This is a genomic window from Terriglobus roseus, from assembly GCF_900102185.1.
GTDB lineage: Bacteria > Acidobacteriota > Terriglobia > Terriglobales > Acidobacteriaceae > Terriglobus > Terriglobus roseus_A.
Genome location: NZ_LT629690.1, coordinates 192,629 through 216,428, shown reverse-complemented (window position 1 = coordinate 216,428; position 23,800 = coordinate 192,629). Strand labels below are relative to the sequence as shown.

Here is a 23,800-nt window from a genome sequence, read left to right as displayed (position 1 = left end):
CTGCAAATACAGCCGCACTCTCTGCTAGCCTTCTTTCCATGCGCACCAGATTGTTTGCCACCGCGGCCCTTGCCGCCACCAGTCTTTTTCTCTCTGCTACAGCCCAGCGCCCCGGTAGCGAGACGACCAACGTCTTCACGCCGGAGATGAAGTTCTTCGACCATCCCGATCCGCGCATCGCCGAATATGAACAGTCGCAGCGCAGCGGTACGCCTGTCCGACAGATCGGCGCAGTGGAACTCTCTCCTGACGGCAAGAAGCTTGCATGGCTGGTCGCATCGGAACCCACCGCAGCAGGCGGCGGTCGCAACGGTCGTGGACGCAGCGGTATGCAGCTTCACATCAGCGAAGCGCTCGCTCCCAGCCCAACAGAGCCAGCCATCACCGCTGGCGAAGGCTGCTCTAGCAGCGCTCCGCGTTGGTCTCCCAATGGACAGACGCTTGCCTTCGTAGCCACCTGCGCTGACGGACAGCCACAACTCTGGCTCCGCGCCGCAGATGGAGCCGTGAAGCAACTCACCCACATCAAGGGCACGCTCACCTCGCCCACATGGGCTCCTGATGGCTCGTCCATCGCCTTTCTTTATGTAGAGAACGCGACGCGCTCAGCAGGCGCTCTCGCCGCCATGAAGCCACCGGCAGGCATCGTTGGTCAGGATGGTGTGGAGATTCAGTGGGCGGCTGCAGCAGACGCACACACCGGCAACCTGAGCATTCTCACGCCAAAGACTCTGCACGCTTACGAGTTCGACTGGGCACCCGACGCAAAGCACATCGCCTTCATCGCCTCGAATCCTCCGGGCGAAAACACATGGTGGATTGCGCAGATGTACACCGCGCCCACTGGCCAACCCGACGCTGCTAAATCCATCCTGAACCCGGTCACAGCAGGCGGCTCGCTCCACGGCCTGCAAATCGCAGTGCCCCGCTACTCGCCAGACGGTAAGAACATCGCGTTCATCGGTGGCCTGATGTCTGACCAGGGCTCCACCGGTGGCGACATCTACCTGATGAGTGCCGACGGCAGCGGCTTGCAGAACCTGACACCCGGTCGTAAGGACACACCTGTTTACCTAGGATGGGCTGACCCTGACCACATTCTGTTTTCGGCCTATCAGTCCGGCAAAACGCACCTGGGCGTCCTCGGCACCAACAAGACCGAGGTCCTTCAGCTTTGGACCGCGCCGCAATCCGTTGCCAGTGGTCGCGCTGCTGCATCCTTCTCTTTCTCAACCACGGCGAAGATCGCTGCATTCGTTTCTGCAGGTCCGGAGCAGGCACCTGAGGTTTACATCGGCACCACGCACGGAGCCAATGCCGTTACGCACCTGAACGCCAACGCGACCAAGCCCACTACAAAGACCCTCTCCATGGAATGGGACAACGAGGGCTACCACGTACAGGGATGGCTCACGCTGCCTGAGAACTATGACCCGGCGAAGAAGTACCCCATGATCGTCAGCGTTCACGGTGGACCTTCGGCGCAGGTTGGCCCGTCCTTCGGCGGTGCGGGAGCCGGACTCTACGCGCATCTTGGCTACTTCTACTTCACGGCAAATCCGCGCGGCTCGTTCGGTCAGGGTGAAGCGTTCGTGCAAGCCAATCGTAAAGACTTTGGTTACGGCGATCTTCGCGACATCCTGAAGGGCATCGACACAGTGGAGAAGCAGTACTCCGTCGACAACCATCGCCTGGGCCTTACTGGATGGAGCTACGGCGGCTTCATGAGCATGTTCGCCATCACGCAGACGCATCGCTTCCGCGCTGCGGTTGCCGGTGCAGGCATCAGCAACTGGCAGAGCTACTACGGTGAAAACTCCATCGACCAATGGATGGTTCCGTTCTTCGGCGCAAGCGTCTATGACGCACCCGAAGCTTACGCAAAATCCTCCGCTATCAACTTCATCAAGAACGTGGAGACGCCAGAGCTCATCCTTGTGGGTGATCGCGATGGTGAATGCCCCGCGCCGCAAAGCTACGAGATGTGGCACGCGCTGAAGGCTCTCGGAAAGAAGACTGAGCTTGTGGTCTATCCCAACGAAGGCCACGGCTTCTCCAATCCGCTACACACACAGGACCGCACAGCCCGCACGATTGCGTGGTTTGAAGACAACATGAAGTAACCTCCCTGAAATACGGAAACAACAGTGCGCATGAGCGGACAAAGTTCATGCACATTGTTGTTTGTTGGTCACGCCTTCGCGAAAGTCGTCTCTGATATCACACGGGCGTGATATACATCGCCCAACGGGATAACTCTCGAGCTACTTCCCTTATCTCGGATAGGCCTTATTGAGTCGTTGGAAGCTCATTACCGGAGCGGTCCTGTTTGCCTGCGCTGCTGCCTCTGTGCCGCCGGTCACGCTGTATTTCATCAGCCGTGCGCGTTCCGTACAGGCAGAGCAGCGTCATCTGACGGAATATGCGCAGTGGACCATCGAGCGAACCCAGAAAACGATGCAGGACGCCACCGGCGCGCTCAAGGAGATTGATCGCCAAGGCTTCCGCGACTGCTCTCCCGATCACATTGCGGCCATGCGGTTCAACGTGATGTCCCACCGCACAGTGGGCGAGATGGGCTTCTATCAAGGCGATCACCTCGCCTGCACCTCCTGGGGCATCGTCGACACCGCCATTCCTCGTCGCCTGGCGAACTACTCCACCACGGACGGCATTGGCGTGCACATGCATGTGCGCCCAAAGGTGAGCCACGGAAACTTTGCCGTCGGTCTGGAATACGGCGATCACAACGTGATGGTCGATCCCGCGTTCATGGTGGATGTACTGGTCGACAACGAAATGTCACTTGCCTTGGCGAATGGAAAAGGCCAGGTCATCTCCACACTGAACAATCCTGATCCTGCACTGCTGAAGCAGGCTCTTGCGCAACCCGGTTCTGGCGAATCGCACGATCTGATTTACTCCAGCTACCGGACGCCCGACTGGATCGCAGTCGCCATAGAGAAGCACAGCTACGCGGAAAATGACTTCAGACGTGAGCGCAACGTTCTTCTACCTCTGGGATTCCTTCTCGGTGGTCTGATTCTGGTGGCTGTTTTCTGGGCGCTTCGCCGCCGTCTATCTCCGCTGGCGGAGCTTGAGATTGCAGTACGCAAGCGCGAGTTCGTCGCGCATTATCAGCCCATCGTGGAGCTGAATACCGGTCGTTGCGTGGGTGCAGAAGCGCTCGCCCGCTGGAAACGTCCGGACGGCAGCATGATAGCGCCGAATATGTTCATCCCGCTGGCAGAACAAAGCGGACTGATCTGCGCCATCACGGACATCATCATGGAGCGCGTGGTGGAAGATATGCGGGAGCTGCTGCAGGCCGACTCCGGTTGCCATGTCTCCATCAACCTCTGCGCCCGCGATGCCGAAACCGGTCGGCCGCTTCCCTTCCTGCTAAGTCTGCTCCAGACCAATGGCATCGATCCAGACCGTATCTGGCTGGAGACGACCGAACGCGTCTTCATCCATCCGGATATGGCGCGTAACTCACTCACCCAGGCCCGCACCAGCGGACACACCATCGCCGTGGATGACTTCGGCACCGGCTATTCAAGCCTCTCTGTACTGCACTCTCTGCCGCTTGATGTTCTGAAGATCGATAAATCGTTCGTAGACGCCATTGGATCAGACTCCGCCTCGGGGCGCGTTATCCCTTACATCATTGAAATGGCGAATGAACTACACCTGATGATCGTCGCGGAAGGCGTTGAACGAGAGGAGCAGGCGCAGTATCTTCGGGAACGCGGAGTGGCCTGTGGTCAAGGTTGGCTTTTTGGCAAACCCGTGGATCCGCAGACGTTTATCGAATACTTTAAAACCAACGCGCAGGTGAAAAAGGACTCGCCACAGACCACCGTCGTGTAATGGCTCCGTATTACCCGCACCGAAACTGACCCACGAGTCATCGAATCTGGTGTTGTGAAGAAACTTCGTATTGCCGCTATCAGCTTCCTGAATCCCGCGCCACTGCTCTACGACTTCGAGCATGCGCCGCAACAGGAGCGCCTCGCCGCCCGATACGACATTCACTACACCCTGCCCTCGCAGTGCGCTGCCCAGCTTGCCAGCGGAGAGGCCGACCTTGGCCTGGTGCCCATCGCGTCGCTACCACTCATCCCCGGCATTGTTGCGGTCCCCGGATGCACCATCGCATCGCTGGAAACTGTGCGCTCCATTCAACTTGTGGTGCGGCCCGGACTGAAGCTGGAAGACATTCGCACACTGGCCACGGATGCAGCCTCGCGCTCATCCGCCGCGTATGTTCGCCTACTTTTAAAGCACTTCTACGGCAACACGCCAGATGTTCACGAGGAAGACGCGAACCTGGCCCATATGCTCGCCACCAGTGATGCTGCCCTGCTCATCGGCGACCCTGCGCTCCTCGCGCTGGAAGAACACAACCGCCAGCACCACTTCCCTGACCACACATGGATCGACGTCGCGAAGCTCTGGCGCAAACACACGCAGCGCCCCTGGGTGGCCGCCGTGTGGGCAGTTCGCACCGCAGCGCTGGAACAAACCGGCATCACACCGCAACAACTCACACGCGATCTACAGCAATCGCGCGACGCCGGCCTGGAGCACATTGAAAACCTGGTCAGCGAGTGGACGCCACGCCTTCCGCTGCTGCCAGAGACCATTCGCTACTATCTGTCGGAAAACATCCACTACATCCTCGACGCCGAATGCCTCACGGCAATCCACCGCTTCTTCCATCTAGCGGAAAAGACTGGAACCCTACCCGCTTACAAGTTCCGACTCCTGAACGACCCGAAGTAGCGGCGCCGCACCAAAATGGCTCGTAAAGCAGGTGCAGGGCCCAAATGATCCACCCAAACGAGACCTGGCGACACAAATACGCGTCCTAAGCTGTAATGATGCTGGCGTTGCTCAAAAATCCTTTGGCAAGAAGCGCAAAGCATCGCCATGCCTACACGCCAACCGATCGCATCACACGCTATTTCTTCCGTCTGGGTATTCTCGGGCTCTTCTTTATCTGCGTCATCGATTCCTCCCCAATCCCACTGCCCATCCCCGGCTCCTCCGACATCCTTGTCACGCTGCTCGCAGCGCAACGGCAGGAATGGATTGTGGTCACTCTGATTGCCACGCTTGGCTCGGTTGTGGGAGCGGCCATGTCGTACCATGCAGGCCGTATTGGGGGCCTTGCACTGATGGACCGTTACGTTCCACAACGATTCCGTGATCGCATGCGTCGCTGGACCGAGGAACACTCCATCCTGTCCACTGCACTGCCTGCCATCCTTCCGCCGCCCGCGCCACTCATGCCGTTTCTTATCGCGGCGGGGGCACTGAAGATGCCGCAGTCGAAGTTCTTCACCAGCTTCACCATCAGCCGATTCGTGCGCCACGCTTTCTTCGCGTGGCTTGGCATGCACTACGGACGTCGCATCATGCCCGCCTATCTTCATTTTGCTGAGAAATACGGCTGGATACTGCTGGTGGTGGTGTGGGGATCGGTTTTATTCGGCGTTATCTATGCCGTTGTGAAACTACGCCAGAACCGGCTACGCAAACAGACCGCGGCACCTCCCGCAGCGGCGGCAGCCTGAGATACTCGTGCGATGAACCCAGTGCGCAACATGATTCTCGCTCTGTTGCTTTCTGTCGCGAACGTGACCACTTCTGCGCAGAGTGCCCTAAGCGCACCACCTGATGCTCGTTTTGAGGTCGCGACCATCAAGCCTGGCATTCCGGGAGAAAATCACGGCATCCGTTTCCTTGTCAGCTTCACACGAGTCGATACCCTGAATACCTCTGTGTCCGATTTGTTGAAGTATGCCTATGGGCTGCACGGCGACCAGATCGTTGGTGGTCCTGACAGCCTCATGCATCAGGGCTATGCCATCAACGCCGTTGTTAGCGCAGATACACCTACGAAGCCCAACGCAGACCTGCTCAAGCAGATGCTGCGCAACCTACTGGCGGACCGCTTTGGACTCGTCTTCCATGCCGGCACCCGCGAATTGCCTGTTTATCTCCTCACCGCCGAAAATCCGCACCTAACAGCCACCAAGCAGGAGCTAACGATGACAACCGGTGGTTACTCCCCCGGCCTGCTCACCGTCAACCATGGCGGGCCACCCGAACTCGCCGCGTATCTGCAGCGCTTTGTTACCAGCCGTCCCGTCCTCGACAAGACAGGTATCGCGGGCTCCTATGACATGGAGATTCACTTCGCCCCGGACGACACATCTGCCAACTCGAATGCCGCCACCCTGGAGAACCCTGGTTTATTCACCGCCATTCGCCAGCAGCTTGGTCTCAAACTCACCGCCGCGAAGGCGCCAACTCCAGTCATCATCATCGACAAAGTCACCGAGCCCACCGCCAACTAGTTGAGCAAGCCACGACCATAGAGTCGAAGGATCTGCTTGACCGTCGCATCCAGAAACGCAAGAAGCCCGGCGCGAGGCCGGGCTTTTTGATCTTTGAAAATCGGGAAGAATCACGTCGCGAAAGCGACGTCGAGAACAGCACGAAGTGCCGAAGTGCCTAGAACTCCCAGCGCAACAGCGTCGCGCCAACAGTGAATCCAGCACCGACTGAAGCCAACAGAACAAGGTCGCCCTTCTTCAAGCGTCCCTCTTCCAGAGCTGTTCCCATAGCCAACGGAATCGTTCCGCCGGTTGTGTTGCCATAGCGGTCGATGTTGATCACCACTCGCTCCAGCGGCATGCCAAGACGCTCTGCCGTGGCCAGAATGATGCGCTTGTTCGCCTGATGCGGAATGAACGCAGCAATCTCCGTACCGGCCACGCCGTTGTTGGCGAGCACAGTTTCGCTCGCTTCCATCATCTTGCGGACAGCGAACTTGTACACAGTCTGCCCATCCTGACGGATGAAGTGCTCGCGAGCATCCACCGTCTCGTGGCTTGACGGCTTCAAGCTGCCACCCGCCGGCATATTCAGAGCGGGTCCACCGTTTCCATCCACCTCGTGGTGAAAGTCGATCAGGCCAACCTCGCCCTCTTCGCACGGCTCAAGCAAGATGCAGCCAGCGCCGTCGCCAAACAGAATGCAAGTGGAGCGATCCGTGTAATCCACGATGGAACTCATGGTGTCCGCGCCGATCACGAGCACCTTCTTGTGTGCGCCGCTCTCAATAAACTTGGAACCCACCTGAAGTGCATAGGTGAAGGCAGAGCAGGCCGCGCTCAGATCAAATCCCCATGCCTTCGTAGCGCCCAGCTTCGCTTGCACCAGGCACGCGGTGGCGGGAAATAGCATGTCCGGAGTTACCGTGCCCACGATGATGCAGTCGATTTCGCTGGCATCGATGCCACGCTTCGCGAGGCAATCCTTTGCGGCTTCTACTGCCAGATCGCTCGTCGCCTGACCCTTTGCGGCCATGTGGCGTTCACGAATGCCAGTGCGTTCCAGAATCCACTGGTCGTTGGTTTCGACCATCTTTTCCAGGTCGGCGTTGGTCAAAATGCGTTCCGGAACGTACGTTCCCACCGACGAAATCTTTGCGCGGACTGCTACCCGCGGCTTCAACTCCAAACTCAACGAACCGACCTCCACGCGACAGGCCGCAAGGCGTGTCAACGTCAGTCAACAGCATACCCCTGCCACCATTCCCATCCCACAAAGCACTTGCAAAAAGAAAAGCGCCGGGTAACCCACTGCGCACTCAAGAGCTCACTACCGTTGCTCCCTTCCGGGCCTGGCGGGGTTTGTGAGAGTGAGTCGCGTAGGACCCGGCACTGACCTAGTCTACCAAAGATCGGCCACGCAAACCGCATTGGCAGAACGCGGCAAAACATGTGGCTGAGGAAAAGCACGGCGGACAAACTTGTCGCGACAAAGGTGCGCTTGCCCGTCGTCCTGTAGACTAGAAAGGATGCGCGCGGAGTCCCTGGGTTCGGTTCCAGGTGTCTCGTCTGTGCGTTTCCCTCTGTCTGCCCACGGCGTGTTCATTCTGAATTCACGCGTGCGCCTGCAAGATTCTCGCGATACCACTCGCGAAACGATAAGGAACCAAAAGTTTGAGCACGATTCGCAACATCGCCATCATTGCGCACGTCGATCACGGCAAGACCACCCTTGTGGACGCCATGCTGCGGCAGAGCGGCACCTTCCGGGCTAATGAAGCAGTCGCCGACCGCGTCATGGACTCGAACGACCTGGAACGCGAGCGCGGTATCACCATTCTCGCCAAGAACACCGCCGTGAACTACGGCGACGGCAAGATCAACATCGTTGACACACCGGGCCACGCCGACTTTGGCGGCGAAGTGGAGCGCGCTCTGAAGATGGTGGACGGCGTGGTTCTGCTCGTCGACGCATCGGAAGGACCGCTGCCCCAAACCCGCTTCGTGTTGGGTAAGGCGCTTGCCGCTGGTTTGAAGCCGGTGCTGGTCGTCAACAAGATCGACCGTCCCGATGCCCGTCCACAGGAAGTGCTGAACGAGGTCTATGACCTGTTCATTGATCTGGACGCGGAAGAAGACCAGCTCGACTTTCCCGTGGTGTACACCAACGGTAAGGCCGGTACCGCGACGCTGGACCTCGCAACCCCCGGCACCGACCTGCAGCCGCTGTTCGAAACCATTGTGAAGACCATTCCGCCCGCCACCGGCGATGCGGATGGTTCGCTTCAGATTCTGGTGACGAACCTGGATTACAGCGACTACCTGGGCCGCCTGGGCATTGCGCGCGTCTTCAACGGCACGCTGAAGACTGGCGACACCGTGAACATTGCACGCGTTGACGGCACCCTGGCTCCTGTGAAGATCACCAAGCTGTTCAGCTTCAGCGGCTTGAAGCGCACGGACATCGAACAGACCGAGATTGGCGACATCATCGCAGTTGCTGGCGTTGCCGGTCTGACGATTGGTGAGACCATCACCAGCCTTGAGAACCCGGCTTCGCTGCCGCCCATCGTCATTGATGAGCCGACGATTGCGATCCAGTTCTCGGTGAACAACTCGCCGTTCGCCGGCCGCGAAGGCCAGTTTGTTACCAGTCGTAACCTGCGTGAGCGTCTGGACAAGGAACTGCAGACCAATGTGTCCATCCGTGTGGAAGACACAGAAAGCCCGGATACCTTCAAGGTGCTGGGCCGTGGCGAACTGCAGCTTGCCGTTCTGATCGAAATGATGCGCCGCGAAGGCTTTGAGCTTACCGTTGGCCGTCCTGAGATCGTGACCAAGCGCATTGACGGCCAGTTGATGGAGCCGGTGGAGTACGTCACCATCGACGTGCCAAACGAATTCAGCGGCACCGTGATCCAGAAGCTTGGACCCCGCAAGGGCGAAATGGTCAAGATGCACGGCGACTCGCGCGTCCGTATGGAGTTCAAGGTTCCTTCGCGTGGCCTGATCGGTCTGCGTAGCGAAATGCTGACCGAAACCCGCGGCACAATCGTGATGAACACCCTGTTCGACGGCTACATCGCATACCAGGGCGAGATTCCGCAGCGTCCCACGGGCGCGCTGATCAGCGATCGTACTGGCGTTACGACGACCTACGCGCTGAACGGCCTGCAGGAACGTGGCGTTCTGTTCCTGGGCGACGGCGTTGATGTGTACGAAGGCATGATCGTGGGCGAGAACAGCCGCGACAACGATCTGGACGTGAACTGCGTTCGTGAAAAGAAGCTGACCAACATGCGTGCTTCTTCTGCTGACGAAGCTCTGCGTCTTGTGCCGTACAAGCAGCTCACTCTGGAGCAGTGCATTGAGTTCATCGCTGACGACGAACTGGTCGAAGTGACGCCGAAGTCGCTGCGCATGCGTAAGAAGGTGCTGCAGGCGAACCGCCGTCCGCGCCGCAACAGCGGTGGCGAATAATCGCGACACGAAACACGAAAAGAAGAAGCGCAGCGACCACAATCGCTGCGCTTTTTCCTTTTGCCCGACTATTCGGGAATACCCCTGAACCCTGCACCGAATCCGCTGCTCTGGTAGCGTAAAGACTGCATGGCCGCACCGACCGAGTCCCAGTTCGCCGCATCTTCCCCAGCGCATCAGTCGCGGGTGGAGGCAGCGCACGCGCGCGCCACGGACGAGCCCATCGGCCCGCCTCCCGCGCCCATCTGGTTGCAGCGGCTTTCGCTGGTTGTGCTGGTGGTTTTCTGCCTGTATCTGGGCCTGCTGATTGCGGTTCTGCCGTGGTGGAAGCAGATGTGGGATCAGAACGAACTACTTCTGCAATTCCCCGCGCTTCACGCCATTCTGATCAAAGGCTGGGCACGCGGACTCGTCAGCGGACTTGGCGTTCTGGATCTGTGGATCGGCATATCTGAACTCATCCACTACCGCGATTACCGCAACTAGCGCATTCTGCAGAATCCCCGCGAGATAGTAGCCTTTTGAAGATGTCGCGTATCTATCTAGACGCCAATGCCACCACGCCCGTGCTGTCCGATGTGCTGCACGCGATGGAGCCGCATTGGAATGCGCGTTTTGGCAACGCCAGTGCCGTCCACGCCTTTGGCCGCGACGCACGCGACGCTGTGGACGCGGCACGCGATCAGGTAGCGGCCCTCATTGGCGGTAAGCCTTCGGAAGTCACCTTCACCAGCGGCGGCACGGAGAGCGACAACCTTGCCCTCTTCGGAGTGCTGAACGCGGGTGATCATCTCGTCGTCAGCGCCATCGAACATGACGCTGTATTGCATGCCGCAGACGCCATTGAGAAGCAAGGCGTCGCCGTGACGCGTGTACTTCCGGACAGCGAAGGCGTTATTCAACCCGAGGCCATCGCCGCAGCAATGCAGCCGAACACGCGCCTCGTCACCGTGATGCTGGCGAATAATGAAACCGGTGTTATCCAACCCATTGCGAAGATCGGCAAGATCGCGCACAAGCACGAAGCCCTGCTGCACACCGACGCGGTGCAGGCCGCAGGAAAAATCCCCGTCCACGTGGACTATCTGCGTTGCGATCTGCTGAGTCTCTCCGCGCACAAAATGCATGCGCCGCAGGGCGTTGGCGCTCTCTGGGTACGCAAGGGCGTTACGCTGCGCCCCATGCTGCACGGAGGCACGCACGAACGCCGACGTCGCGCCGGAACAGAAAATGTCCCAGGGATCGTCGGCTTTGGAGCCGCGGCCGCATTGGCCTCCGAATGGCTCGCCAGCGAGGACCCGCAGCAACTGCAACAGCGCCGCGACCGCCTGCAAACAGCACTGCTCGATTTGGGTGAAGCCACCGTCAACAGCTGCAATGCCGAGCGCGTCCCGAATACTCTTTCCATCCGCTTTGCAGGTGTCAACGCCGAGGAACTGGTGATTGCAATGGACTTGCAGGGACTGGCGATCAGCGGTGGATCGGCCTGCCAGAGCGGCGCCATTGAGCCTTCGCACGTGCTCCGCGCCATGGGACTGAACGACGAACAGGCTCACACCAGCGTCCGCTTTTCGCTTTCTCGGTTGACGACCGACGAGGAGGTGGATCTCGCCATCGCCATCACCTCCGCCGCTGTCCGCCGCCTGCGTTCCCTGTAGCGCTGCATCCGCAGCGAAAACCTGCGAAAATAAAGGGTGATGGCCACCACGGCACCCAACCCGGCGGAGCACGCATTTCCCGCTCCTGATCCCACGTCCACCATCGCTGTAGCGATGAGCGGCGGCGTGGACTCGTCTGCCGTGGCCGCTCTGCTGCAGCAGGAGGGACACACGCTGGTGGGCCTTACGCTGCAGCTATGGGATCAGCGCCGACTCTCCGGCAAGGATGGCATTCCCGAACAGGTCACAGGCCGCTGCTGTTCGCTGGATGACGTTTACGACGCACGCCGCGTCGCCGGTCAGCTTGGCATTCCGTACTACGTGGTGAATCAGCAGCGCCGCTTTGAAGCAGATGTCGTGCAGCCGTTTGTGAACGACTACCTCGCAGGCCGCACGCCCATTCCCTGCACGCTGTGCAATAACCACCTGAAGTTCGACGAGCTTCTGAAGACCGCCCGCGGTATTGGTGCGGAGCGCGTAGCAACGGGTCACTACGCACGCGTACGCTACGACGAAGAGCGTGGCCGCTGGCTGCTGCTCCGTCCTGCGGATCGTAGCAAGGACCAGACTTACTTCCTCTTCGGACTTACGCAGGAGCAGTTGAGCCGCACGATCTTTCCGCTGGGCGAAATGCAGAAGCCTGCTGTGCGCGCCATGGCCGAGGAACAGGGGTTGCGCGTGGCGCAGAAGCCCGACTCGCAGGAGATCTGCTTCATCCCCGGCGGCGACTACAAAGCGTTCCTGCACGCCTACCTGGAAGAACAGGGCCGAGAGATGCCCGAGACCTCGGGCGACCTCGTCACCGCGAGCGGCGAAGTTGTTGGCTCACACACAGGCATCCACAGCTTCACCGTGGGGCAGCGCAAGGGCATTCAGCAGCAGTTGCATCGCCACCACAGCGAACCGTTCTACGTGCTGGGCATTGAGCCTGCAAGCAATCGCGTGGTCGTAGGTCAGGAAGAAGAACTGCACCAGACGCGCGGTGTTGCGGATCGAGTGAACTGGATCAGCATCGACACTCTGCGCGAGCCCATGCGTGTGCAAGCGAAAATTCGTCATCGCCACGAGCCTGCCAATGCAACCATTCATCCACTGGAAGATGGTCGCGTAGAGATTGTCTTTGACGAACCGCAGCGTGCCATCACGCCGGGGCAGGCAGCCATGTTCTTCGATGGCGATGTCGTGGTCGGCGGCGGCTGGCTGATCTAACGACAAAAGGAAAGCGGATGCATGTAGCATCCGCTGGTTAACTGCTGATCCATCACGTCACGCGTGATAGTCGTCCTCATACCCCGTGTACACACTCTCGCCTTCAAAGGCTGTCGGTTTCGGAGTCTTCGGCTTTTGTTTCGGCGCAAAGCTGGAGATCAGCGATTCGATGCTTGCCCTTGCACCGCTCGCAAGTCCCGAGATCTGACGCACCGGTGCGTAGATCGCATTGTGGAGAGAATCCAGCACATGCTGCACGCGGCCAAGCGTTGTGTTCACCACTTCATGCGTTCGATCAAGACTGTTCGTCACGAATGCGTCGGCGCGTTCGGTCTGATTTCGAACGCGTCGCGTGGTATCGCCAACAAGTTCATCCACCTCCGCGAGTCGTGCATGGTAACGGTCGCTGGTGTCAGCCAGGTTCTGCGACACGCGACGCACTTTCGGCGCAACGTCCGCAGCCGTCTCGCGTACCGTCGTTGAAATGTCGGCGACCTTCTCTGAAATCTCCTGCACATTTTCAAGGATGGGGTACACCTTGCCCTGGGCCTCCGACATCAGGCCTCGCAGTTCTTTCAAGAGATGGGCGCAGGAAAGAGCAAAGATACTGAAGGCAATGGCACCAAGCAGAATGCCAACGGCGCTGATGCCGGAAAAGATAAGTATGTAATGCGCTTGCGACTCGGTCATGGGTGACTCACTTACAGAATTGGCGTAAAGAGCAGGAGCCCGCGAACGTGCGGGTCGCGGGCTCTGGTTGATTGCGTTTCGATTTTAGTAGGTCTTTAGTAAGTCTGGCTTTCGACTTTCTCTTGATAAATCTGTTTGCCGGTATCCACGGCAGAAGCGACTTTGTCCTGCTGCTGGGCGAGGAAGTCCTTGCCCTTGTCGACGTATTGGCTCCACTGCGTGCGGCCCTTGTCGTAGTACTCGCGACCCTTGTCCACGTAATCGTTGATCTGATCGCGGCCCTGGTCCACATACTGGTTAGCCTTTTCCTTCGCATCGCGAGCCTGCGCAGCAAGGTCTTCGCGAGTTTCACGGCCGCTCTTCGGCGCGTACAGCACACCCACCAGCGCACCGATACCAAGTCCCGCAAGGAACCATCCCAGACCGCTCATGTTATCGTCTGCCATCTCGTCTTCTCCTGAAATCAATATCTAACACTGCCGGGATTCCTGCGGCACGGGAATCGTGCACATCAGTCCTGGGTTTGAGCCTACATGCTTCAGCGCTCCCAGAGACCTGATAAGCCTATCCCAGTTCTCACGGATGCGAGAGAATGCAACCGGGTTGCCGACTTAGCTGCCCCCTGAAGAAACCCGCACGGAATGTCAAAACCGAGATAAAACAGAAGCCGAAACAAATTGGGGCGCGTCCTATTGCTTAACAGGGACTGCGCTTCCCGATATATGCACGAAAATCTCGCACACCGCCGCAAGAAGGGCGAAGATCGTGCAGAGATTCCAGGAGAGTTCTGATGAGTATGAGCATCCGGTTTACGAACCACATTGCACTCGCTGCCGTATTGCTGGTTGGCGTAACAGGTTGCAAACAGGCAGCACCTGTTGACGACGCCACACTAACTTCGCAGGTTCAGCAGAAGATTGCGTCTGAAAGCGGTCTGGCCAACGAACCGGTCCAGGTATCCACGGCCAATGGCTCGGTAACCCTGAGCGGAAACGTCAGCAACGCTGCAGCGCGTACCCTTGCCGCCAATGATGCAGCGGGTGTCACAGGTGTCCGCCAGGTGGTGAACAACATCACCGTCAACCCCGCAACACCTCCGGTAAGCGCCGCTGCGATTACACCTCAGCCGGAAGTCCCCACACAGACCGCTCCCGCACCGAAGGTAGCTGTCGTGGCCAAGAAGACTCCGCCACCGCCGCCAGTACGCAACACTCCCGCGCCGGCGCCTGCTCCCATCGAACGGGCATCAGCACCCGCACCAGTTCCCGTTCCGGTCCAGCAGCCCGCTCCGCCACCACCGCCACCCCAGCCAGTGGTCCGCACCATCACAATTCCCTCTGGCACCACGATCCCCGTACGCGTGACCCAGACGCTGGATAGCGCCAGCACGCAGCAGGGCGACCGCTTCTCCGGCGCTGTGGCGACGGACATCGTGCAGGACGGCATGCTGGTCATTCCACGTGGCGCGGTGGTCTCCGGAACCGTCACGGAAGTCCACGAAGCCGCTCACTTCAAAGGATCTTCGCTGCTTACTGTGGAACTCACGGGTGTAACCGTACGCGGCCAGAACATCCCCTTGGCGGTCACGCCCTACAGCGTGGAAGGCAAGGGCCGCGGCAAGAACACCGCCATTAAGACCGGCGTAGGCGCTGCGGCAGGCGCAGTCCTTGGCGGCATCTTTGGCGGCGGCAAAGGCGCAGCCATCGGCGCTGCGGCAGGCGGCGGTACCGGCGCTGGCATCAACGCCGTTACACGCGGTGAGCAGGTGCAGATTCCCAGCGAAAGCGTCGTTCGGTTCAGCCTGACAAATGCTGTCGCGGTACGCACCTCAACACACGCGGCTGGCGGGGACGGAAGCGGACTGCAGAACCGTTAATCGCACGTACAAGCAGGGTGAGTAACAAGGGGCCGGCGAACCATTTCGCCGGCCTTTTGCATCTACACGGGCATGACCCTTGCCAGCCAATTAGCGAAGGCCGATGCTACGATGCTGGCGAACGTCCGTGAATCACTTTCCGTGGCTCTTAGGAAGCCGTACTGCCCCTACACGATCGGCGCGAGAACACAGACTGCATGAAAAAACATCTCCCCGGCACAGCTGGCTATGTCAGCTTCGTGCTGCACGCCCATCTTCCGTACGTACTGCATCACGGCACATGGCCTCATGGGCTGGAATGGCTGCTGGAAGCTGCTGCTGAAACCTATCTGCCCTTGCTGCGCATGTTGCGCATGTTGCAGGATGAGGGCATCCCGGTCCACATGAATGTGAGCCTGTCTCCGGTTCTATTGCAGCAACTGGCGCACCCCGATTTTCGCGCCGAGCTGCCAGCCTATCTGGAGCGCAAGATTGCCGCAGCGCGTGAAGACGCCGGCTTCTTCGAACTCGCCAACGAGCCACATATGCTGGGGCTCGCGCGTCACTGGGAGCGATTCTTCACCCATTCGCTGGAAGAACTCCAGATTCTGGACGGCGACCTTATCGCCGGGTTCCGTGCCGCGCAGCAGACCGGCTCGTTATCACTGATAACCTCTGCGGCGACCCATGGTTACGTTCCTCTACTGGGCACCGATGAAAGCGTGCTGGCACATTTCCGGACAGCCGTACGCGCGCACCGCAAACTGATTGGCTCCGACACCACTGGCGCATGGCTGCCCGAGTTCGGATACCGTCCCGGCGGAAAATGGCATTTTCCGGTCGCTCCTGAGGGCCGCAGCGAAGCCTGGCAGGCGACGCAACGCATTGGTTCAGAAACCGCACTCGAGGATGCTGGCCTGGGATTTACCTTTGTCGACGCCCATCTGGTTGAAAACGCGGAGCGAATCGACGATGGGCTGCGTACCTCAGAGGCCTCTCCCTCGCTCTATCGTCCGTATCGCATTGGCGAGAGCAACGTGGCAGTGCTGGCCCGCGATCCACGTACCACCGCGCAGGTGTGGAGCCCGGAAGCTGGCTATCCTGGCGACTTCTCCTATCTGGACTTCCACAAGAAGCGCTGGCCCGGCGGACATCGCTACTGGCGCGTAACGGGTGTTGGACTTGGCATGGAAGGCAAGGAACCCTACCATCCGGAAGCCGCTCAGGAACGCTCCCGCGTTCACGCCGAACACTTCGTTTCGCTGGTCGCCGACACTCTGCGTTCGCAGCCGAGCCCCGACAACGCTCCGCTGCTGCTCTGCGCTCCGTTTGACCTGGAACTCTTCGGACATTGGTGGCATGAAGGAATGCAGTTCCTGGGCAACGTCTTCCGCATCCTGCACAACGGGTCGCATGGCGTTCACCCCACCACCACTGAGGAATATCTTGCGCATTACGGCACTGCGGGCCGCGTGCGCATGTCCGAAGGATCGTGGGGCACGGACGGTGACAACAGCGTTTGGCTGAACAACGAAACCTCGTCACTGCTGAGCACCGTTTACGCCGCACAGCTTGCCTTGCGCGACGCCTCACAAACGCCGCAGTGGACTGCTAAGGGGCAGGCGGGACGTGTGGCGCGCCAGATGTGCCGCGAACTTTTGCTGATGGAATCGAGTGACTGGCCGATGCTGATCACCACCGGTTCCGCCCGTGACTATGCTGAGAAGCGTTTCCGCGAACACGCCGACGCTTTCTCCCAACTGCAGGCGATGTGGTCCGGTATCAATGAAAATCGCGCACTGACAGAGCAGGAAGAAGCCACGCTGACGGAACTGGAACGCGTGGACAACCTCTTCCCGGATCTGGACCCCGCCGATTGGAAATCCTGAAATGGCGGGGCGTTTACCGCGCCCCCGCCTCTCAGACTCGATAGACTGGAAGGGTGGCTACCACTGCCATCGCCGCTCAAAGCACGGGACGCCATGCGCGCCGGGCACCTCTGGAGATTTGGCATCTTCTAAGTCTGGACGCCCCCACTGTGGCCGCCGTTTGGACTGCCTTCTTTGCGGCCTCCTTCCATGTCGCGTTGCCGTGGACCGCTCCTGTGGCGCTCGCACTTGCCGTTTGGATCTTCTACGCCGCAGACCGCCTCAGCGACTCGCAGCACGAGGCATCGTCACTGGAAGACCGTCACCGCTTCCACGCCCGACATGCTCGTGGCTTCTTCGTTGCTATTGGCTTCGCGGTCCCGACGGTCCTCGCCCTGCTAGCGGAGGTTCCGCACACTGTGCGCCTCGCGTGGTTGCTCCTTGTCCTACCCTTGATCGCTTATGCGGCTGCCGTTCACTGGCTGAAGCTTCGAGTTGCGAAGGAATGGATGGTGGGACTGTTTTTTGCCGTCGCCATTGGCGCACCGAGCCTTCTCAACAACAACCATCCGGCAGAGTGGCTATGCGTCGCAACATTCGGTGTGCTCTGCTGGCTCAACTGTGTTCGCATCGCGCGATCCGAGTCGGCAGCCACCGACCGTGCAACAGCGTGGGCTGTCAATCATTTCCGAGGCGCCACGTTGGCCTTCGCGATTACCGGTGCCGCCATCGCCGTTTTCGTCCCGCAAGCGCGCGCAGTGGCTCTTGCCATTGTGACGGCAGCCTTGCTGCTTCGTGCATTAGATCTCCTCGAGCCACGCGTCTCCGCAGTGCGCATGCGTGCACTTGCCGATGCCGCACTGCTCACGCCTCTGATCCTGTGGCCGCTGATGCGATACATCCAATGAGTGGCTTCGATCGCCTGGCGAAGCCCTACCGCTGGATGGAATATCTCAGCTTCGGCACCGCGCTGGAAAATTGCCGTTTCCACTTCCTCCCGGTACTACGCAACACGCGACACGCCTTATTGCTAGGCGATGGGGATGGCCGTTTCACCGCTGCGTTATTGCGGCAGGCAACAGCAGCGGACGCAGTCGCGATCGATGCCAGCGGAGGCATGCTGCACGCACTCAAAAAACGTTGCGCTGCGGTTGGTGCGGAGCGTCGCATACAAACATTCTGCACAGCACTGAACAACGGGCTTTCCGAATCACTTCCGCGAAACCACTTCGACCTCATCGTCACTCACTTCTTCCTCGACTGCCTGAACGACGCGGAAGTGGAGCACATCGCGCACGACGCCGCCCTCTGCGCCACTGCCGATGCCCGCTGGGTTATCTCCGACTTCCACATCCCCGATCACGGCGCCATGCGCCTTCCATCGCGACTCATCGTGCGGCTCCTCTATCTCGCCTTTCGGCTCCTCACCGGCCTGCGCGCGCAACAACTACCCACACATGGACCAATCCTCCACCGCAACGGATGGCAGATGCAGCAACAGCAGACAAGCCTCGGCGGACTACTCATCAGCGAGTTGTGGCAGCGCGCTGACAACGCAAACATAGCCAAAAGCATAAAATCAGAGCTGCAATGAACCTGTACATGCTGCGACATGCGTCGGCTGGTCAACGCCGATCAAACCCGGTCCTCGATGTAAAGCGTCCGCTGGATAAAGCGGGCAAGCGCGACTGTCTTCTGCTGGGCAATACGCTTACCAGCATGAATGTCAGCTTTGACATGATCGTCTCAAGTCCTCTGAAGCGTAGCCTGCAGACCGCATCGCTCGTTGGCACGGAAACGGGCTACGAACAGAAGATCGTTCTAAGCGACGCGCTTGCACCTGCCGCTACCTATGCCCAGTTTGAAAAGCTGCTCATGGAGTGCAGTGGCGTCGAGTCGCTGTTGGTGGTAGGCCACAGCCCCAATCTGGTCGAGTTCCTCGGCACATTGATGCAGCCCGCGCAGCAGACACGCGCCAGCCGTCCGCCTGCATCCATTCGTCTGCGTAAAGGTGCCATTGCAAAACTGAACCTGGAACGCGGCGCTGCGACGATGCAATGGATGCTGGACCCACGCGTCATCCGTACGCTTTACGCCAACTCCACGACAAGGTCGCGCCGGAAGATTTCGCGGAAGTAAGGCGCTTCTTTCTTCAGCGACCACTGCTCCAGCTCCGCACCGCCTTTTGCGGCACTCAGCACCAACAACACGCGCTTGGGATACACACGCACATTCACGTGTACCGGCTGCGTGGCGCGATTCTGATTCAGCCCAATCGCCAGGCGCAACAGCACAACGCAGCGCACCACATCCGCCTGCATCTCCACCGGAACCGCGCGTAGCGGCCGATCCATCCCATCCGGGCGGCTCTTGCCCAGGTAACGCGCAATCGCGCTCATGATGGTGCGTTCTGCTGGCGAGAAACCGAAGATTTCCGAGTTCTCAATGATGTACTGCGCGTGGCGATGATGCCCCTGGTGGTTCATAAACTTACCCACTTCGTTCATCATTGCCGCAGCGGCCAGTAACTCACGCAGATCCGGCGACATGCCATGCACACGCTCCAACGCGTCGAACAACTTCACTGCATCCGCACGCACCGCATCTGCGCGCTTCAGGTCGATGTTGTATCGGCGGCAAACCTGCAGCACGCCCTCCCAACGTTCCTGCTCCACGGCACGGTGGACGGAAGCACGTTCGTCAGAGTCAGAGAGCATCTGCGCCAGGATGCCGTCACGCAATCCCAACGATGAATAGCGAAACCCGTTCAGCTCCAGCCGCTCCAGAATGGACGCGTACACAAAGGCGCCGCCAATGATGATTTCGCTGCGCTTCGGTCCGATACCTGGCACCACCATGCGCTCGCTGTTCTTCATCTTCACCAGGCGGTTCGCCAGCTTGCGCACGCATGTCGTATCGGCTTCCAGGTGGCCAACCTTACTCGCCACGCGTTTCACTGCGGCAGACTTCTTTCCTGCACGAACGACCTTCGCCTTCGGTTTAGTCAAAAGCGTGCTCTGCGTTGCTTCTGCCAGGGCCGAAGCCGCACCCGATGTTGCAATGACAAGCGGCACATCCGGTTTGCCCAGCTTGCGTTCCAGTTTGCGCATCTCGCGCTCAATGTAAATGTGGAGCTGGCGCAACTCGTCTGCCGAAGGCGGATCGCTGTGCAAAAACTCCTGCTGCAGACGCACCGATCCAAGCGGCAACGACACCATCTGCTGGATACGTCCGTTGTCGCTCAACGTAACCTCGCAGGAGCCGCCGCCAAGGTCGATCATCACGCATTTGCCGCGTGCCCCGGGTTCGCCGGAGACCACGCCAAGATGAATCAGCCTTCCCTCTTCCAGGCCGGAGACAACTTCCACCGTCCATCCCGTCGCGGACTTCACCCACGCGGTAAACGCCGCAGCGTTGCGGGCATCACGCATGGCAGACGTCGCCACCACACGCACGCGATCCACCACCTGAGCCTGTACCGCCTTCTGAAAACGCTTCAGGGCGCGGATGGTGTTCGCCATGGCGTCTGGTGATATTTCACCGGTTTCAAAAACGCTTTCGCCCAGCCGCACCACTTCGCGATCCTGGTGAAACACCTTGATCCGGTGCTGTTCCACATTGGCGATAGCAAGACGGCAGGAGTTGGAGCCGATGTCGATGGCGGCAAACGTTGGCATTGGCATCCTTCAGGACCGAGTTAAGACTTCCCTAAGCAACATACATGGTTTGCCATCGCCATGCCGATCTGCGCCATTGCTCGCCAGAGTTGAATCACTGCGTGCGTCTTTACCGTCTTAAGCGCAATACACACATGCAGGACGCGTGAACGACATGGACTATTCAATCGTCATTCCTTTACTCAACGAAGAAGACGCAATTTCCGAACTGTACACGCGCCTGAAGAGCGAATTGGAACAGATCGCTTCCAACGGCAAGAGCTACGAGATCATCTTCGTGGACGACGGTAGTCGCGACCGCACCTTCAAGCTGCTGAGCGAGCTTGCCTCCATCGACTCCACTGTGAACGTCATCCAGTTCCGTCGCACCTATGGCAAAACCGCCGGTCTGGCCGCGGGTTTTGAGATGGCAACCGGCGAAATCACCATCACCATGGATGGCGATCTGCAACATGACCCCTCCGACCTGCCACGTTTCATCAAACGCGTGGAAGAGGGCTACGACATTGTGTGTGGATGGCGCGAGAAGCGAGTGGATAACCTTTGGGTTCGTCGCATCCCATCGAAGATTGCCAACTACTTCATGCGCAAACTTTCGCGCGTAGAGATTGACGATTTCGGTGGTGGATACAAGGCGTATCGCACATCACTCCTGCGCGAAGTCCCACTCTATGGCGGCATGCAACGCTTCATTCCCGCACTCGCATCGTTGCAGGGCGCACGCGTATGCCAGTTGGCGATCCGCAACATTCCCCGCCGTTACGGCAAGTCGCGCTACGGAATTGGCCGCGTCATTCCTGTCTTCTTCGACCTGTTGCGCATCCACTTCCTGCTGAACTATTTGCAGCAGCCGCTGCGCTTCTTCGGATCGTGGGGACTTGCGCTGATCGGCAGCGGAGGCATCATGTCAGTGGGCCTGATCTATGAGTGGCTCTTCCGCGACCGTCACGTCATGCTGCACCACGGCCCGTTAATGCTCGCAGCCGCACTGCTCATTGTGGCGGGCATTCAGTGCTTCATGGGCGGTCTCATCGGCGAGATGCTGCTCTGGCTGAACAAGCGGGGCCAGAAGAGCGATTACAGCATCGCGCACATGATCAGCGGGCACGATCGCGAAACGAGCCTCACCTCTTAGGCAAAGACACCACCAAGTACAAACGGGCGACTGCGGAGAGCAGTCGCCCGTTTCTCATTACCACCAAGACGCACTTAACTGCGGTTCAGCAGAACATACTTCCCGCCAGACGATCCAATCAAGGTGCCGCCATGTGCGGCCTGCCACTCGTGCATGCGCTTCGCATCATGCGTTACGAAGAACACCGGCGCCCCGCCATTCCACAACGCCAGGAACGAAGCATCATCCTCAAAGCGATGCGGCGCATCCGCATACAGCGAGCCGTACCAGAGGTTATTCACGCGCCCGTTCAGCATGTACACAGGCTGCCCCATGTAGAAGTTGATGGAGTCGCCATTGGAATACTCGCCGTCAATCACAATGCGCGCGGCAGGATCCCAGTGCTGCTGAATCACGCGAGCCAGCGGCTCCGACCCAAGGATGGGATAGAAGATTCGCAGCCCCTCATGCACGCTGCCCAACACGCCACACATACCTAAGGCCAGCACGACATTCGCGGCAAACGTCTTGCCACGCAATTTCAGGAACAGCGGTACACCTGTTGCCAGCAACAGGCTCGCTGCCATGGTGATCAGCGGCACACGGAAGAAGCCAAACGCATTCGTTGTGAAATCAAACAGGTGACCAAACGAAAGCCGGTAATCATCCGGATGCTGCTGCAGTGCTTCAAATAAGTCCGCCCCCGGAGCAGGAGCCTTTGCTACTACTGCAAGCGCGATGCAAACAATAGCCGCAATCGCAGCAACAAAGAACAGCGCCGCATAGAACCACCGCGAACGCTTTGATTCGCGCGACTCCGCGTCGGAAAGATAATGCCCCGCCAGGAGCGCCAGCGCAGGCACAGCGGGCAGTGTGTAGTACTCCTGGCGTGTGGAGAAGCTGAAGAACAGCAGGATCATCGCCGCCCACAGCAGCAACATCACCGTGGGTCCGCCATTGCGCCATGCTGCTCTGCGTTCCCACCAACGGCGCGCTGCTCCAAACAGGAACACGCCCCATGGCATCAGCCAGACCACCAGCAACGCCCAGAAGGTCAGCAGCGGCACCTTGTCATAGTCACGCGGGATACGTTTATTCAGATAACGATTGATCTGGTCGTTCACGATGTAAAACCAGAACCAACCCTTCGCTCCGCCGCTGGGAGCGTTCTGCTGCCACGCAAGAATGTGCCACGGCAACATGGTCACAAGAAACGCCACTGTAAAGATGCCCGCGCGCATCTTCAACAGCATCTTCAGCTCACCGATCACCAGCAGATACAGCACCAGCAAACCCAGAGGGAAGACGATGCCGATGAGTCCCTTGGTCAACATGCCCGCCGTACATACCAGTGCAAACAACACCGCGTGCCACGTCTTCGCTCTGCCTTCTGCGCGAATGGAATCCACCATGCGCAGAATCAGGTCTGCACATATGGTCATCCACAACGCCACCATCACGTCGGGAATGAAGAATCGCGTGAAGATGTAAGGGCCAATACACGTGGCCATCGCCAGACCTGCATAAAAGCCTGACCGCTCTCCAAACAGCCGTGTGCCAAAGCTATACACGTACAGGATCAACACCAGCACGGACAGCGCCAATGGCAGACGGAATGCCCAGTCGTGCATGCCGAAGATCTGCGCGCCACCCGCCGCCAGCCAGTACGGCAGAGGCGGCTTATCCAGGTAGCGGATGCCGTCTACGTACAGCGTGACGTAGTCGTGGCGCGTAATCATCTCGCGCGCTGCTTCGGTGTGGATGGAATCCACGTCGTCCAGCAGCGGCGGTCCGAAAATGCCCGCGAACTGTGTCAGAAACCAAAGGATTGCGAGAAAAGCAATGTGCCCTGTCCGCAAAGAACTACGCCGCTGTGCCTGCATGAACGCCTTTTTGCAAAAA

The 23,800-nt window shown here is 59.2% G+C and carries 20 protein-coding genes and 1 other RNA gene; 15 read left to right on the top strand and 6 right to left on the bottom strand.

The window, feature by feature from the left end:
- The first annotated feature begins 38 nt into the window (after positions 1-38).
- The 5 genes from BLT38_RS01065 (at position 39) to BLT38_RS01045 (ending at position 6,368) form a co-directional block, all read left to right on the top strand.
- Positions 39-2,123, top strand: coding sequence for a S9 family peptidase (locus tag BLT38_RS01065; protein WP_083343518.1), 2,085 nt, complete (start codon positions 39-41; stop codon positions 2,121-2,123).
- A gap of 169 nt (positions 2,124-2,292) precedes the next feature.
- Positions 2,293-3,873 carry an EAL domain-containing protein gene (locus tag BLT38_RS01060; protein WP_083343517.1) on the top strand — a complete coding sequence of 527 codons (1,581 nt, stop codon included), beginning with the start codon at positions 2,293-2,295 and terminating at the stop codon, positions 3,871-3,873.
- 54 nt (positions 3,874-3,927) lie between these two features.
- The gene (locus tag BLT38_RS01055) at positions 3,928-4,788 is read left to right on the top strand and encodes a menaquinone biosynthetic enzyme MqnA/MqnD family protein (protein WP_083343516.1); all 861 of its coding nucleotides are present in this window, start codon (positions 3,928-3,930) and stop codon (positions 4,786-4,788) included.
- 122 nt (positions 4,789-4,910) lie between these two features.
- Positions 4,911-5,582, top strand: a complete 672-nt coding sequence (locus tag BLT38_RS01050) for a YqaA family protein (protein WP_231966670.1) — start codon at positions 4,911-4,913, stop codon at positions 5,580-5,582.
- Between the two features lie 12 nt (positions 5,583-5,594).
- Positions 5,595-6,368, top strand: coding sequence for a TIGR03435 family protein (locus tag BLT38_RS01045; RefSeq protein WP_083343514.1), 774 nt, complete (start codon positions 5,595-5,597; stop codon positions 6,366-6,368).
- 157 nt (positions 6,369-6,525) lie between these two features.
- Here BLT38_RS01045 and BLT38_RS01040 read toward each other — a convergent pair whose 3' ends face one another.
- Both BLT38_RS01040 and ffs read right to left on the bottom strand, forming a co-directional pair.
- Entirely contained in the window at positions 6,526-7,542 is a 1,017-nt protein-coding gene (locus BLT38_RS01040) for a beta-ketoacyl-ACP synthase III (protein ID WP_083343513.1), read from the bottom strand.
- A gap of 99 nt (positions 7,543-7,641) precedes the next feature.
- Positions 7,642-7,739: signal recognition particle sRNA small type (gene ffs / locus BLT38_RS01035), an RNA gene on the bottom strand.
- A 282-nt stretch (positions 7,740-8,021) separates the two neighbouring features.
- Here ffs and typA point away from each other — a divergent pair.
- The 4 genes from typA to mnmA all read left to right on the top strand — a co-directional run bounded on the left by typA (position 8,022) and on the right by mnmA (position 12,694).
- Positions 8,022-9,827, top strand: coding sequence for a translational GTPase TypA (typA, locus tag BLT38_RS01030; RefSeq protein ID WP_083343512.1), 1,806 nt, complete (start codon positions 8,022-8,024; stop codon positions 9,825-9,827).
- Between the two features lie 129 nt (positions 9,828-9,956).
- Entirely contained in the window at positions 9,957-10,313 is a 357-nt protein-coding gene (locus tag BLT38_RS01025; RefSeq protein WP_083343511.1) for a hypothetical protein, read from the top strand.
- A 41-nt stretch (positions 10,314-10,354) separates the two neighbouring features.
- Positions 10,355-11,485, top strand: coding sequence for a cysteine desulfurase family protein (locus BLT38_RS01020; protein WP_083343510.1), 1,131 nt, complete (start codon positions 10,355-10,357; stop codon positions 11,483-11,485).
- A gap of 39 nt (positions 11,486-11,524) precedes the next feature.
- Complete coding sequence (mnmA, locus tag BLT38_RS01015; RefSeq protein ID WP_083343509.1) at positions 11,525-12,694, top strand: tRNA 2-thiouridine(34) synthase MnmA; 1,170 nt, start codon at positions 11,525-11,527, stop codon at positions 12,692-12,694.
- Positions 12,695-12,751: 57 nt separating this feature from the next.
- Here mnmA and BLT38_RS01010 read toward each other — a convergent pair whose 3' ends face one another.
- Together BLT38_RS01010 and BLT38_RS01005 are read right to left on the bottom strand one after the other, a co-directional pair.
- A complete protein-coding gene (locus BLT38_RS01010; RefSeq protein WP_083343508.1) occupies positions 12,752-13,384 on the bottom strand; it encodes a DUF948 domain-containing protein in 633 nt (210 codons plus the stop codon).
- Between the two features lie 95 nt (positions 13,385-13,479).
- Positions 13,480-13,830, bottom strand: coding sequence for a YtxH domain-containing protein (locus tag BLT38_RS01005; protein ID WP_083343507.1), 351 nt, complete (start codon positions 13,828-13,830; stop codon positions 13,480-13,482).
- Between the two features lie 344 nt (positions 13,831-14,174).
- On the opposite strand from BLT38_RS01005, the gene BLT38_RS01000 reads away from it, so the two are divergent.
- The 5 genes from BLT38_RS01000 (at position 14,175) to BLT38_RS00985 (ending at position 19,246) form a co-directional block, all read left to right on the top strand.
- Positions 14,175-15,260, top strand: a complete 1,086-nt coding sequence (locus tag BLT38_RS01000) for a BON domain-containing protein (RefSeq protein WP_083343506.1) — start codon at positions 14,175-14,177, stop codon at positions 15,258-15,260.
- Positions 15,261-15,457: 197 nt separating this feature from the next.
- On the top strand, positions 15,458-17,128 hold the full coding sequence (locus BLT38_RS00995; RefSeq protein WP_083343505.1) for a 1,4-alpha-glucan branching protein domain-containing protein: 1,671 nt from the start codon (positions 15,458-15,460) through the stop codon (positions 17,126-17,128).
- A 53-nt stretch (positions 17,129-17,181) separates the two neighbouring features.
- Positions 17,182-18,015 (top strand): hypothetical protein, encoded by an 834-nt coding sequence (locus tag BLT38_RS20635; RefSeq protein ID WP_172838098.1) that lies wholly within the window; start codon positions 17,182-17,184, stop codon positions 18,013-18,015.
- Entirely contained in the window at positions 18,012-18,701 is a 690-nt protein-coding gene (locus BLT38_RS20630) for a class I SAM-dependent methyltransferase (protein ID WP_172838097.1), read from the top strand. The genes BLT38_RS20635 and BLT38_RS20630 overlap by 4 nt, the downstream gene beginning before the upstream one ends.
- The gene (locus tag BLT38_RS00985; protein WP_083343503.1) at positions 18,698-19,246 is read left to right on the top strand and encodes a SixA phosphatase family protein; all 549 of its coding nucleotides are present in this window, start codon (positions 18,698-18,700) and stop codon (positions 19,244-19,246) included. The genes BLT38_RS20630 and BLT38_RS00985 overlap by 4 nt, the downstream gene beginning before the upstream one ends.
- Here BLT38_RS00985 and BLT38_RS00980 read toward each other — a convergent pair.
- Positions 19,198-20,784 (bottom strand): Ppx/GppA phosphatase family protein, encoded by a 1,587-nt coding sequence (locus BLT38_RS00980; RefSeq protein WP_083343502.1) that lies wholly within the window; start codon positions 20,782-20,784, stop codon positions 19,198-19,200. The two genes, BLT38_RS00985 and BLT38_RS00980, sit on opposite strands and share 49 nt — an antisense overlap.
- A 154-nt stretch (positions 20,785-20,938) precedes the next feature.
- Here BLT38_RS00980 and BLT38_RS00975 point away from each other — a divergent pair, with 154 nt between their 5' ends.
- Entirely contained in the window at positions 20,939-21,919 is a 981-nt protein-coding gene (locus BLT38_RS00975; protein WP_231966669.1) for a glycosyltransferase family 2 protein, read from the top strand.
- 74 nt (positions 21,920-21,993) lie between these two features.
- Here the strand turns inward: BLT38_RS00975 and BLT38_RS20845 are convergent, their stop codons facing one another.
- Positions 21,994-23,781, bottom strand: coding sequence for an ArnT family glycosyltransferase (locus BLT38_RS20845; RefSeq protein ID WP_083343501.1), 1,788 nt, complete (start codon positions 23,779-23,781; stop codon positions 21,994-21,996).
- Positions 23,782-23,800: the final 19 nt, after the last annotated feature.